Origin of the sequence: Candidatus Oleimmundimicrobium sp., assembly GCF_030651595.1 — a bacterium.
Classification (GTDB): domain Bacteria; phylum Actinomycetota; class Aquicultoria; order UBA3085; family Oleimmundimicrobiaceae; genus JAUSCH01.
Window position 1 is genome coordinate 1 of the sequence record NZ_JAUSCH010000123.1, and the last position, 13,745, is coordinate 13,745.

General features: G+C 38.2%; 12 protein-coding genes. All 12 read left to right on the forward strand.

Translation table 11 applies throughout. The annotated features are described in order from the left end of the window. Window positions 1-360: 360 nt before the first annotated feature. The 12 genes from Q7U95_RS06945 to Q7U95_RS07000 all read left to right on the forward strand — a co-directional run bounded on the left by Q7U95_RS06945 (window position 361) and on the right by Q7U95_RS07000 (window position 13,672). Entirely contained in the window at window positions 361-1,710 is a 1,350-nt protein-coding gene (locus Q7U95_RS06945) for an amidohydrolase family protein (RefSeq protein WP_308753082.1), read from the forward strand. Window positions 1,711-1,740: 30 nt separating this feature from the next. After that, window positions 1,741-2,154, forward strand: coding sequence for a SoxR reducing system RseC family protein (locus Q7U95_RS06950; protein WP_308753084.1), 414 nt, complete (start codon window positions 1,741-1,743; stop codon window positions 2,152-2,154). Window positions 2,155-2,177: 23 nt separating this feature from the next. Beyond that, window positions 2,178-2,573, forward strand: coding sequence for a hypothetical protein (locus tag Q7U95_RS06955; protein ID WP_308753086.1), 396 nt, complete (start codon window positions 2,178-2,180; stop codon window positions 2,571-2,573). A gap of 20 nt (window positions 2,574-2,593) precedes the next feature. Further along, the gene (locus tag Q7U95_RS06960; protein WP_308753088.1) at window positions 2,594-3,223 is read left to right on the forward strand and encodes a tetratricopeptide repeat protein; all 630 of its coding nucleotides are present in this window, start codon (window positions 2,594-2,596) and stop codon (window positions 3,221-3,223) included. A gap of 328 nt (window positions 3,224-3,551) precedes the next feature. After that, the gene (gene leuD, locus Q7U95_RS06965) at window positions 3,552-4,055 is read left to right on the forward strand and encodes a 3-isopropylmalate dehydratase small subunit (protein ID WP_308753090.1); all 504 of its coding nucleotides are present in this window, start codon (window positions 3,552-3,554) and stop codon (window positions 4,053-4,055) included. Window positions 4,056-4,078: 23 nt separating this feature from the next. Further along, window positions 4,079-5,143 (forward strand): 3-isopropylmalate dehydrogenase, encoded by a 1,065-nt coding sequence (locus tag Q7U95_RS06970; protein ID WP_308753092.1) that lies wholly within the window; start codon window positions 4,079-4,081, stop codon window positions 5,141-5,143. Window positions 5,144-5,249: 106 nt separating this feature from the next. Beyond that, window positions 5,250-6,164 (forward strand): branched-chain amino acid transaminase, encoded by a 915-nt coding sequence (locus Q7U95_RS06975; RefSeq protein ID WP_308753093.1) that lies wholly within the window; start codon window positions 5,250-5,252, stop codon window positions 6,162-6,164. A 99-nt stretch (window positions 6,165-6,263) separates the two neighbouring features. Then, a complete protein-coding gene (cimA, locus tag Q7U95_RS06980) occupies window positions 6,264-7,847 on the forward strand; it encodes a citramalate synthase (protein WP_308753094.1) in 1,584 nt (527 codons plus the stop codon). 252 nt (window positions 7,848-8,099) lie between these two features. Then, window positions 8,100-8,861, forward strand: coding sequence for a fumarylacetoacetate hydrolase family protein (locus tag Q7U95_RS06985; RefSeq protein WP_308753095.1), 762 nt, complete (start codon window positions 8,100-8,102; stop codon window positions 8,859-8,861). 504 nt (window positions 8,862-9,365) lie between these two features. Further along, complete coding sequence (locus Q7U95_RS06990) at window positions 9,366-9,635, forward strand: TIGR04076 family protein (protein ID WP_308753096.1); 270 nt, start codon at window positions 9,366-9,368, stop codon at window positions 9,633-9,635. A gap of 88 nt (window positions 9,636-9,723) precedes the next feature. After that, complete coding sequence (locus Q7U95_RS06995) at window positions 9,724-10,017, forward strand: YerC/YecD family TrpR-related protein (protein ID WP_308753098.1); 294 nt, start codon at window positions 9,724-9,726, stop codon at window positions 10,015-10,017. A 208-nt stretch (window positions 10,018-10,225) separates the two neighbouring features. Next, window positions 10,226-13,672 carry a DNA polymerase III subunit alpha gene (locus tag Q7U95_RS07000; protein WP_308753100.1) on the forward strand — a complete coding sequence of 1,149 codons (3,447 nt, stop codon included), beginning with the start codon at window positions 10,226-10,228 and terminating at the stop codon, window positions 13,670-13,672. Window positions 13,673-13,745: the final 73 nt, after the last annotated feature.

The following is a 13,745-nucleotide window of genomic DNA, read 5'->3' on the forward strand; positions in this document are numbered from 1 at the left end:
CCTCGGCAATTAAAGAAACAAAGAGGAGGGCTAAGGGGTTTGTGGAGAAGGCCCTGGGGGCCATAGAGCTAATTGAAAATGACGATGTAAGAGGGTCACTTTGCTCTATTGGAGAGTTTGTAATTGATAGGTATCATTAAAAATGAAAAATGGAGAATGAAAAGTGAAAAACGATAATGAAGAAATAAGAACGGCAATTAAAAATTAAGAAAGTTTTTATCTGGAGGATAATCCTTTTGATTAAAAACATTTTAGAATTTTATCTTTTATTAGTTGGTTTTAAATTTTAAATTTTTATATATCATTCTACATTTTTATATTTTATTTTTTAATTTGCTGGAAGCTGAATTGGAGGTTTGCATGATATTAAAAGCTAAGTGGGTTTTGCCTGTAAATAAAAAACCAATAGAAGATGGGGCAATTGTTGTTTCCGGTGACAGGATTGAGGCTGTTGGAAAACGCAAGAAGCTTGAAAAAAACTATCCTGACGAGAAAATTAAGGATTTTGGTCAAGCTGTGCTTATGCCGGGATTTATTGACGCGCATACACATTTTGAATACAGTGCCTTTAGGGGGCTTTGTGATGATTTGCCTTTTACCCGTTGGAAGTTGCAAGTAACAGAGAAAAGCGAATGTCTTACAGCCGAGGATTGGTTTTTCTCCGCTGAGCTTGGCGCGCTTGAAGCAATTGGGTCAGGGATTACCTGCATCGCAGATATTACAGATACAGGCGCAAGTCTTCAAGCTTCAAAAGAAGCAGGTCTTCGGGGAATTATATTCAACGAAGTAATGGGCATGGATAACTCAAAAGTAAATCAGATAATTTCAGATGCTAAAAAAAGGGTATCTTCTTGGCAAGCGGAAACCAAAGGAACAAATCTGGAAATAGGAATTTCTCCCTATTCCGTTTATACCGTATCACCGTCTCTTTTTAAAGCTGTAAGCCACTGGGCAAAAGAGGATGGGCTCACGGTTTGTTTCCATCTTGCAGGCTCTTCTGATGAATATGAATTTGTTAAATATGGTGCCAGTCCTTTAGCTACTTCTTTTTTAAAACAAATGGGCTGGAATGACCTTCTTTGGCAACCAATGGGAGTTAGTCCGGTGAAATATGTTGAGCAGTGGGATGCGTTTGAGTCGGGGAAAGTAATCGTCGTTCATTGTATCCAAGTTAGCGATGCGGATATAGATATTTTAAAAAAATATGATGTTTCCATCGTTCACTGCCCGAAATGTAGCGCAAAGCTGGGGATGGGAATTGCTCCACTCGATAAACTTTTTCATCAGAATTTTAAAGTAGGTATAGGCATGGATAGTCCCGCGAGCAACAATACAATAGATATGTTTGATGAGATGAGAATGGGACTTTTACTTCAACGAGGCTTGAATAAAAAAGTAGAGGGATTATCGGCGGAGAAATTTGTCAAGATGGCCACCCTTGGCGGAGCACAGGCTCTTAGAATTGATTCTCAAGTTGGTTCTTTGGAAAAAGGTAAAAAAGCTGACTTAATAGCAGTTGATATCTCTCATGCCCACCAGAGTCCCGTACGTGACCCCTACTCAACTTTAGTATATACTGCGAATCAAGAAGATGTAGTATTCACTATGGTTGGAGGGAAAGTTCTTTATGAAGGAGGGGAACACCTTACTCTTGATAAAGAGAAAATATTGGCTATGATTGAGCCGGTAAGAATGAAGCTTAAGGGTTAAGGGTTTATAAAATTTATGCAAGAACGAGGCATGGTTGTCGAAATAAAAAAAGACAAAGCCATAATTGAGATTGAACGGTCTGCGGCATGTAAAAGTTGTGGCATGTGTTTGGGGGGAAACAACAATAAAATGCGCATTGAGGTATTAAATCAGCCGAATGCCGAAGTTGGTGACAGGGTGAGTCTTGATATTCAGCGCAGAAGTGTTCTTATTGCTTATTCAACAGTTTTTTTGCTTCCTCTGTTTTTTTTAGTAAGCGGTTTCTTTTTAGGCGAGTTTCTGGTTAACTCTTTTAGCATAGGACTCGACCCGCAAAACTTCGGTTTTTTTATGGGTCTGATTTTTCTTGGGATTTCGTACTTGTTAATTAGAAAAATAGATACAAAAGTGGCATCCAACAGCCAATTTGAACCTCATATTAGTCGTGTTTGGAAAAAAAATTAACTTTATTATAGGAGGAGATTTATTTGAAAGATGATGAATTATTTAAAGATGAATCCGTTTCAGGCAAGAAAAGTGCAAAGAAAAAAACAAAAAGTACTTCTTCCAAGCAACAAAAGCCCTCACAAGAATTCGATATAATGTCTCAAAATATAGGATTGGTTTGGGCAGTTGCTTTAGTTGTGGTTGCATTTATTGTTGGTTTTTTTGTAAGAGGATTGTTTTTACCAACACAAACTGCCGATGAGCCGTCAATGCAAGCTCCTGCTCTTACGGAAGAGCAGATACAGAGCGGTGAAATGCCAGCTGGCCATCCACAAGTTGGTGCTGAAATGCCAATAGAAGCTCCTTTAACGACCGGAACAACTCCAACTTCAATGGTTGAGGTGGAGGTTGGGGCAGAAACTACTGCAACTCCTTAATTTAATAAAGGTGTTTTATAATGATAGATAAGACTAAAGTTTCATTGATAAACAAACTTATTGCTTTAGGAATAGCTGTTTTGTTTATAGCTAGTTTTTTGGGCGGATTTGCTTATCTCGTGAATTCACCCCAGCAAACTCAAAACTCAGTCGATCCACAAGAGCTTAATTTTCAAAATGAAGCGGCCCAAATAGGAGCTTATTTGGAGGAGAACCCAAAAGATGTTCAAGCTTGGGCTGAGCTCGGAAACACTTATTACGATAGGGGAGCTCAAACTGAGGATTTAAATATGTTTGCGGCGGCTATTGATGCATATAGAAGGGCATTAGAGCTCGACCCAAACCAAAATGATGCGCGTACTGATATGGCTTTGGCCTATCTTTTTATGGGTAGCACCGAAAAAGCCATTGCTGAATTAAAAAAAGTTCTGGAAAATGATCCCAATCATGTAAATGCGATTCTTGATTTAGGTTACGCCAATAAAGTTGCGGGCAATCTTTCTGAGGCCGTCAAATTTTGGGAGAAATTTTTAGAAATTGCTCCTCAAGATCATCCCAAGAGAGCGGATGTAGAAAAAGGCCTGGAAGAAATTAAAAAAGAGATTTCAAAAACAGAGAAAGATACGACTGAGTTAGAAAGTGGCAGATAGCAGATGCCTGCCCGCCGTTGGCGGGGCTAATGGCAAATAGCAGATAGTTAAAACGGAGAGCAGGGAGCATAGAGATTAGAGCGGAGAGCAGAAAATTAGAATTAAGGATTAAAAGATTAAAGATCAATTCTTCTCCGTCATTGCGAGTGACCGAAGGGGGAAGTGTCTGCTAAGTGTGTAACCTTTACAAGAGTAATGGGTAAAAAAGAGAAAGGTCATTACCTGGTACAGGGCTATGCCAGGTCTAATGACGAGGGGCCGAAAGCGACAAAGCAATCTCGATATATAATATAGATTTCTAACCAATAAAAATTAACTGGGTGATTTTATGAAATTTCAAGGTAAAGCACATAAATATGGAAGAGATGTAGATACTGACGTTATAATTCCAGCGAGGTATTTAAATACTTCTGACCCTAAAGAACTTGGGAAGCATGCTCTTGAAGATTTGGATGCGGAGTTTGTCAATAAAGTTTCTCCTGGAGACATATTGGTTGCGGAGGAAAATTTTGGTTGCGGTTCTTCAAGAGAGCATGCTCCGATTGCAATAAAGGTTGCAGGAATATCTTGTGTGATAGCAAAATCATTTGCCAGGATATTTTACCGTAATTCAATCAATATGGGTCTTCCGATTTTGGAATGTCCGGAAGCCGTAGATGGAATAAATGCCGGCGATGAAATTAAAGTTAATATTAATTCAGGGGAGATAACAAACTTAAGCACTGGAAAAGTTTTTAAAGCTATGCCTTTTCCTGATTTTATCCAGGCGATAATAGAAAAAGGCGGTTTAATAAATTATCTTAAAAGTAAGGTAAAAACCCGCGTTTGTTAACGGGTAAGGGGGCGGATTGATTCGTGGGTAGAAATTATAAAATAGGGGTAATACCGGGAGATGGTACTGGTCCAGAAGTTGTAAGAGAAGGTTTAAAGGTATTGGAGTCGGTAAGCAAGAGATGCGATTTTACTTGTGATTTAATTAAATATGATTTTGGTGGAGAAAGATATTTGCGAACAGGAGAGGTTCTTTCCGACTCAGCCATAGAAGAATTTAAAAAACTTGATGTCATTTATTTGGGGGCAATTGGTCATCCTGATGTAAAACCCGGAATTTTAGAGAAGGGTATTCTTTTAAAAATTCGTTTCGAATTAGATCAATACATAAATCTTCGTCCTATTAAATTATATCCGGGCGTAGATACGCCTTTAAAAGATAAAGGGGTTGAGGATATTGATTTTGTTGTTGTTAGGGAGAACACAGAAGGTCTTTACGTGGGCGCGGGGGGATTTTTAAAGAAGGGGACTCCCGATGAAGTTGCTGTGCAGGAAAGTATAAATACCCGCAAAGGTGTGGAAAGATGTATAAGATATGCTTTTGAGCTCTGCAAGAAACGAAACAAAAGAAATAAGCTTACTCTTTGCGGAAAGACAAATGTTTTAACTTATGCTTTCGATTTGTGGGAAAGAGCTTTTAACGAAGTTGCAAGAGAATATCCTGGAATAAGTACAGATTATGCTCATGTTGATGCGGCTTGTATGTGGTTTGTTAAAAATCCGCGATATTTTGATGTGATAGTAACTGATAATTTGTTTGGAGATATTATCACTGACCTTGGCGCAATGATTCAGGGTGGAATGGGAATAGCGGCTGGGGGTAACATTAATCCCGAAGGTGTTTCTATGTTTGAGCCAATTGGCGGCTCTGCTCCAAAATATACCGGTAAAAATGTGATAAATCCTCTGGCAGCAATATGTGCAGTTCAAATGATGATGGATTGTTTGGGGGAAAAAGAAGCAGCTAACTTGATAGAAAAAGGAGTTATTAAGGTAACTAGCGAAAAATTAAAAAGTTTATCTGCGGGAAAAATGGGATATACTACTGCTGAAGTCGGAGACATGGTTGCTAACTACGTTAAGGAATAAAGGGTAACGGGGATATAGGGTAAAGGAAAGTAATAGAAAACTAAACCCCTCAACCCAAACTTAATAATATATTGGCGGTTAAACTAGATAAGGAGGGTTCTAAAGAATGGCAATAACCGAAGTTGAAAAGATATGGATGAACGGAAAGTTGGTTAAATGGGCCGATGCAAAAGTCCATGTATTAACTCATGCTTTGCATTACGGCACGGGGGTGTTTGAAGGAATTCGAGCATACGAAACAGATAAAGGTACGGCCGTATTTCGCTTAACTGATCATATTAAGCGGCTTTTCAACTCTGCAAAAATTTATAAAATGGATATTCCTTATTCAATGGATGAAATTGTTGAGGCAGTCAAGGAAACAATTAAGGCAAACAATATTAAAAGTTGTTACATAAGACCAATTATTTACAGGGGATATGGCGAAATGGGTCTTTATCCCATGAATGTTCCTGTTGACGTATCAATTGCGGTTTGGCCTTGGGGAGCTTATTTGGGCGACGAAGGCATAAAGCATGGTGTTAAAACCTGCATATCTTCTTTTCAAAGAATTTCTCCCAACGCTCTTCCGCCAGCAGCCAAAGCAACAGGACAGTATATAAACTCAATTTTAGCAAAACTGGAAGCGGAAGATTCAGGATACGACGAAGCGATATTGCTTGATCATCAAGGTTTTGTTTCAGAAGGCCCCGGGGAAAATATATTTTTAGTAAAGGATGGGATTATTTATACGCCCCCAACTTCTGCCAGTGTTCTTGGAGGAATAACTCGGGATTCAGTTATGGATATAGCGTGTGATATGGATTATCCGGTTATTGAGGAAAATATTGTTCGCTCGGATTTATACGTTGCAGATGAAGCTTTCTTTACCGGCACCGCGGCTGAAGTTGTGCCCATTCGTGAGGTTGATGGTCGGGTTATCGGTGATCCCGGTGAAGTTACCAGGGCAATTCAAAATAAGTTTTTCTCGATTATAAATGGAGAAGAAGAAGAATATATAGATTGGTTGGAGTTTGTTTAGAAATTAAGGATGCAGGAGAAAGAGTTAAAAGAGTAAAATAAAACTTGAAACTCATAAGGTTTTTAACTTCTTTTTTGTACGAATTTGAAGGTGATTAGGATGGCTAAGCAGGAAGTAAAGTTATACGATACTACACTTCGCGATGGGGCCCAAAGGGAAGGGCTCTCACTTTCGGTTGAGGACAAACTGAAGATTACCACTAAACTTGACGAGCTTGGAATTCACTACATTGAGGGTGGTTGGCCCGGTTCTAATCCCAAAGATGTTGAATATTTTAAGCAGGTAAAAAAGCTCAAATTAAATAATTCAAAAGTGGTTGCATTTGGAAGTACACGGAGAAAAGGTGTTTCAATAAAGGATGATAAAAATATTCAACATCTCATAAAAGCCGGAACAGAAGTAGTATGTCTTGTCGGAAAAAGCTGGGATGTTCACGTTACTTATGTTTTAATCACTACTTTAGAAGATAATCTTCAGATGATTGCCGATTCAATTAAATATCTGAAAAAGCGAGGGATTCAAGTTTTTTTCGATGCCGAGCATTTCTTTGATGGATACAGAGGCAATCCCGACTACGCGCTTAAAACAATAAAAACCGCTGAAGAAGCCGGTGCTGATTGTATTATTTTATGTGATAGTAATGGTGGTTCAATTCCAACGCAGATAAAAGAGATATTTAAGGAAGTAAAAAAATACATAGATACACCTCTTGGTATTCACGCTCATAATGATTCGGGTTGTGCTGTGGCAAATAGCTTAGCTGCTGTTGAGGCGGGAGCTGTCCAGGTTCAAGGTACCGTAAACGGTTATGGAGAGCGTTGCGGTAATGCCGACCTTGTGTCGATTATTCCCAACCTTGTTGTTAAAATGGGAGTTTCTTGTATTCCTAAAGATAAACTGCAGATGTTATCCGAGGTATCTTACTATGTAAGTGAAGTGGCCAACATTGTTGCAGACCCCCATCAACCCTATGTTGGAGAGAGTGCTTTTGCTCATAAAGGTGGCATTCATATAAGTGCCACGATGAAACAGAAGGGAGCTTATGAGCACGTAGATCCAAGTTTAGTGGGGAATCTTCAGAGAGTGTTAATTTCTGATCAATCAGGGGCTGCTGCAATTGTTCATAAAGCAAAAGAGGTTGGCATAGACCTCTCGGATCGGCCTGAGCAAGTTATGACTATCTTAAGGAAACTGAAAAAGCTTGAGCACCAGGGCTATCATTTTGAAACAGCTGATGGTTCTTTCGAAATATTTTTAAGGAAAAATACGGGTTCATATAGGCCTCTCTTTAGACTCGAGAGTTACAAGATAATTGTTACTCGTTTAGATAAGGGTCATCCAAAAACAGAGGCGGTTGTTAAAATATGGGTTGAGGACAAGAGGATAGTTGAGCTTGCTGAAGGTAATGGCCCGGTTAACGCTTTAGACAAAGCATTAAGAAAAGCAATTGCTCGGATATATCCTGCTTTAGAAAAGATAAGTTTAACCGATTATAAGGTGCGAATTATAAATGCAAAAAAGGGTACAGCCGCGGTGGTTCGTGTGCTTATCGAATCCACTGATGGTGAAAATACTTGGGGTACTGTTGGGGTGCATGAAAATATAATAGAGGCCAGCTGGGAAGCTTTGGCAGATAGCATAGAACATGGATTCAAATATAAGAAAAGCAAGAGTAAGAATTAGTAGATGGAATATAGAGTATGGTCTAAGTCAAAAGAAGAGTATAGGATATTCAGCTCTCGGCCGTCAGCTGCCAGGATGAGCATAATGAGAGTGAAGAGTAAAAAATAAAAAGAAGGTCATTGCGAGCGACCGAAGGGAGCGCGGCAATCTCAGAAAAGGGCAGTCAGGAGTCAACCGCTTCGCTGGTCAAAAGTCAAGAAAAAAAGCTGGGGTCTGGTAGCTGGCAACTGATAGCTGATTGTGGGTGATTTTTTGAAAATAATTCGGTTCTCCTTTGGCTCCAAAGTGCAATACGGGACGTTAAACGGCGAGCTTGTTAGAGGAATTCATGGAGACCCGTTTGAAAACTTTAATATAACGGGTGATGAATTTTTACTTGGCGAAGTTGATTTATTGCCTCCCGTACAGCCATCTAAAATTATTGCTGTAGGATTAAACTATAAAAATCACGCTCGTGAATTAAAAATGGATATTCCCGACGAACCAATAATTTTTATAAAACCCTCAACCTCTCTAATTGGACCGAATGAAAAAATAATCTACCCTGTAATGTCAAAACAAGTGGACTATGAAGCTGAATTAGGAATAGTTATTAAAGATAAAATAAGAAATGTATCTAAAGAAGAAGCTGCAAAGCATATTCTGGGATTTACGTGTGCAAATGATGTAACGGCAAGGGATTTGCAAAAGAAGGATGTTCAGTGGACTCGCGCCAAGAGTTTTGATACTTTTTGTCCGATTGGGCCCTGCGTGGAAACCGAAATTGATCCCAAAAATCTTTCGATTGAACTTTTGCTTAATGGGGAAGTTAAGCAGTCCTCAAATACTTCCAATATGATTTTTGATATTTATTTTCTCGTGAGTTTTATCTCTAAAATTATGACGCTTTTCCCGGGTGATGTAATCATAACAGGAACTCCACCTGGAGTCGGTTCCATGCAAGTTGGAAATGTAGTTGAGGTAAAAATTGAAGGAATTGGGACTTTGAAGAATACCGTTGCTAGTAAAGTTTGATGTGAGATTTTAAGATAAACAATTGTAAAAGAGCTGCTCTTATTATATCCAACTCGTTTTTATGGATCTAAATCTACAATCAAGAACTGAAGCGGTTGCCTATTTCTTCAAAGAAAATAACCCTTCAGAATAGTCACCCCTTTTACCTGCATCAATTGTAGGGGGTACTAGGAATCGTAAGACCCGTATCGGGAAATCATACCCCCTTTTTTTCAAATTCATACTTTTGACCGATACCCTTTTTGAGTAACCTTCATTAAAATATAACTAAATTTTTCTTTGCTTTGAAAAATTTTTATAAAAAAGAAGGAATTCAGAGAGAAAATAATTAATATCATTAAAAGTTTAGCAGGGGGGGTTGAACTCTTCTTTTAATTTCACCAGATATAGTTTTTATGGGGACGTAATCATGAGAAAGGGTTTCAGATTAGGTGTGATTTTTGGTATCATTCATTTTAAAGTTAAAAATATCTTAGATTTAAAATTTATTTTCTGGAGAAACTATTGGAAAAAGGTAAACCTGTCACAATAACTGTTAAAGAAATTCAAGGAAAAGGCGTGTGCTCATACGGGCTCAAGCCCGGTGATTCCTGGGTGGTTTCCAGTGAAGAGATTCCGCCGAAAATGTGCGCCTGGGCTTTTCAGGCAATGTTTCCTTTTCTTACTGTTTTAAGATTTGGCGGAAAATTTCCCTGGGAGGAAGATAAAAACAAAGCCATTGTTTGCTGTCCAGACCCCCACAACCCTGTCGTTTTCGAGCTTGAGGTAAAATAATTTATTTAATTTTTTCTACTTCGGTATCATCAATCAAATCCTATGTTAAAATTGTTTTTGTTATCGTAAACATTGGAGGTGTATCTAATTGTCCATAGATAAGCGCTTAAAAAACAAATTTGTTGATGATTTATTTGATGCTATTTCTCTCCTTAAAAATCGTAAAGAATGTTATCAGTTTTTTGAAGATATCTGCACGGTGGGTGAGATTAGGGCAATGGCCCAGAGATTTGCCGTTGCTAAAAAATTGGATGGCGGGGAAATTTATAGCGATATTGTACAAGAAACCGGAGCAAGCACAGCAACTATTAGCCGGGTAAAGAGATGCCTAAATTACGGAGCAGATGGATACAAGCTTATTATTGAGAGACTAAAAAAGTAGGGTAAAGAAAAATTGGAAATTGAAGATTGAAGATTGGAAACTTTAAATTGAAAAACGAACAAACTTTTCCAATTTGGTAATTGAGTTAAGGGTCCAAGCAACAGATTTAGCGGGATGAAAAGAAAGTAAATTTATAATTTAATATTTGCATTTTTCATTTTACAATTAGTCGTCTGGTGACTGGCAGCTACGGGTTGGAGGCTAAAACATGCCTGATTTTGTTCACTTACATACACACTCAGAATATTCACTTTTAGATGGGGCGGCAAGAATTAAAGATTTGATTAACCGTGCCAAAGAACTTGGTATGCCCGCATTAGCGTTAACTGATCACGGCGTTATGTATGGCGCCATAGATTTTTACGAAGCCGCCAAAAAAGCAGGAATAAAACCTATTATAGGTTGTGAAGTCTATGTAGCCCCCCGTAGTAGATTTGATAAATCGTCTAGAAAAGAAGATCATCCCCACCACCTGGTTCTTTTAGCTGAAAACAATGAAGGATATAAAAATTTAATGCGTCTTGTTTCTCTTGGTTTCTTAGAAGGATTTTATTATAAGCCCCGGGTTGACAAAGAGCTTTTAAAAAAGTATCACCATGGCTTAATAGCATTAAGTGGTTGTATAGGTGGGGAAATTGCCAAATTAACATTGAAAAAAAACGCAGACAAAGCAAAAGAGGTAGCGCTCAATTTTAAGGAAATTTTTGGTGATAAAAACTTTTTTCTTGAAGTTCAAGACAACAATCTGGAAGAGCAAAAAGTGGTCAATGAGACCCTGATAGAAATTTCAAAGGAATTAGATATTCCCCTTGTTGCTACGAATGATATCCATTATGTAAAAAAATCGGACAGTATGGCCCAAGATGTTTTGCTTTGTATTCAAACCGGTTCTTTTTTTGAAGATGAGGACAGACTCAAATTTAGCGGCAATCAGTATTATCTTAAATCATCAAGTGAGATGAAAAAACTTTTCTCAGATATTCCGGGAGCCATTGAAAATACGGTAAAGATAGCTGAAAGATGCAACGTTTCAATTGATTTTAATCAAACATTGCTTCCTCATTATGAGGTGCCGGACGGATATACGTTGGAGTCCTATCTTGATAAATTAGCGAGAGATGGTGTTAAAAAAAGATATCCGGAAATTACATCAGATATTGAGGAGCGGCTAAATAATGAGTTAGATGTAATTAAAAAGATGGGATTTGCAGGTTATTTTCTCATTGTTTGGGACTTTGTTAAATTTGCTAAAGACCAGGGAATCAAAGTGGGCCCTGGTAGAGGAAGTGCTGCTGGAAGTATTGTTTCTTACGCATTAGGGATAACTAACATAGACCCATTAAAACATGGCCTTCTTTTCGAACGTTTTTTAAATCCAGAAAGAGTGAGTATGCCTGATATTGATATTGATTTTTGTATTGAGAGGCGTAGTGAGGTTATAGATTATGTTAGTCAGAAATATGGCAACGAAAATGTGGCTCAAATTATTACTTTTGGAACGATGGCGGCTCGTGCTGCAATAAGAGATGCGGGACGAGTTTTTGGTGTTCCTTATGGGAAGGTAGATAAGATGGCCAAGCTTATTCCGGAAACTCCTGGAATTACCATCGAGGAAGCTTTGAAATTATCTCCGGAACTGGCACAGGAATGCAAAAATGATGAACAAGTTGCAAAAATCATTGAAATAGCAAAAGCATTAGAAGGTTTGGCAAGACAAGACTCAATTCATGCTGCCGGGGTGGTGATTTCACGTGGTCCTTTGACTGATTACACACCAATTCAAAGAAAAGGAGACGCGGAAACTGTAACTCAATATCATATGGACGCCATCAGAAAGATTGGTCTACTTAAGATGGATTTCCTGGGTCTTCGCACACTGACTGTAATTGACAATGTTTTAAAAATTATTAAGCGTACCAAAGGTGTAAATATTGATATTGGCAACATCCCGCTTGATGATGAAAAAACATATAAAATACTCCGAAAAGCTGAAAGTGTTGGGGTGTTTCAGCTTGAGAGTTCGGGGATGAGAGGTCTCCTTAAAGATCTTAAACCCACAAATTTTGAGGATATAGTCGGTCTGTTGGCCTTGTATCGTCCGGGTCCGCTTGGCAGTGGAATGGTTAAGGATTTTGTGGATAGAAAACATAATCGGGCCAAAGTTGAGTATCCTCATCCATCTTTAGAAGGATTACTGAAGGAAACGCATGGAATTATTGTTTACCAAGAACAGGTAATGCGTATAGCGAACGTTATGGCAGGTTTTAGTATGGCGGAGGCCGATATTTTACGATCGGCAATGAGCAAGAAAAAACCTAAGGTTTTGGCTGAACAAAGGGAAAAATTTATAGGAGGAGCTATCTCAAAAGGGATTGACACAAAGGTAGCAGGCGACGTTTTTGATTTAGTGCTTCATTTTGCAGGTTATGGTTTCAACAAATCGCACAGTACTGCTTATGCCGTGGTTGCTTATCAAACTGCTTACCTAAAAGCAAATTACCCTGTTGAGTTTATGGCGGCTCTTCTTACGAGTGTTATGCACACAAAGGATAAAGTCCCTCGGTATATCAGTGAGTGTAGGCAGCTTGGAATAAAAGTCTTGCCTCCGGATGTAAACGAAAGCTTCTCAGGGTTTACGGTAGTTGGTGATTCTATAAGATTTGGTCTTGCTGCAGTAAGAAATGTTGGGGAAGGACCCATTAAAGCAATTGTTGAAGCTAGAAAAGAAGGTGGATTTTTTAAATCTTTTCGAGATTTTTGCGAGAAGGTTAACCTTGGTGTAATTAACAAGAAGTGTTTAGAGGGTTTAATTAAAGGTGGCGCTTTCGATTTTTGCAAAGTTTCCCGAAGAGGACTTATGGAAACAATGGAACAGGTAGTTGAGGCCGGGCATAGGAAACAAAGAGATAAAAAAAATGGTCAAATTACGCTTTTTGAAATGAATGACAAAGAAAAAGATGTATCTGTAGATATTTCGAAAGATATTGAAGAGTATCCCAAAGACGAGCTGCTCTCTTATGAAAAAGAAATGTTGGGCCTATATGTTAGCGACCATCCTCTCTTAAGGGTAAAAGATGTTCTTAAAAATCAGGTCGATTTTTCTCTGAACGATCTTAAAGAGAAGAAAGATGGAAGTATAGCTTGGATAGGAGGGTTAATTACCAGGATTAGCCGTGTTACAACGCGAAAAGGGGAAATGATGGTCTTTATGACTTTAGAAGACTTAGAAGGCGAAGTAGAAGTTATAGTATTTCCCTCTATGTATCAAAATAACAGCGATTTAATTAAAGAAGATAAAGTAGTTCGCGTAAAAGGAAAAATTGATATAAAGGAAAACGAGGTTAAGGTTATAGCTTTAGCGATAGAGCCGCTAAATATGGATTTTGATAAAACAGAGACGATTTCTTCTGTTTATATAAAAATAAACTCCGATAAGTTTACAAAAAAATTGTTTGAGTGTCTTAAAAGTATTTTAAAAGCGCATGGAGATGGTCCGTCGCCTGTTTTCTTACAGATTGTGAGCGGTAAAAAGATTACCACGATGAGACTGGGCAAAAATAATGGGGTTAAAATTGGAGGAAAGTTATTTTCGGAAATAAAAGAACTTTTGGGCAAAGATGCTGTTTTTGTAAAACAATTAAATAAAGCCCAGTAGATTCATTAATAAGTTTTTGGTATTGACAACTAAGAAACGGTCTGATACCATTTTACTGTATTAACATATTAAC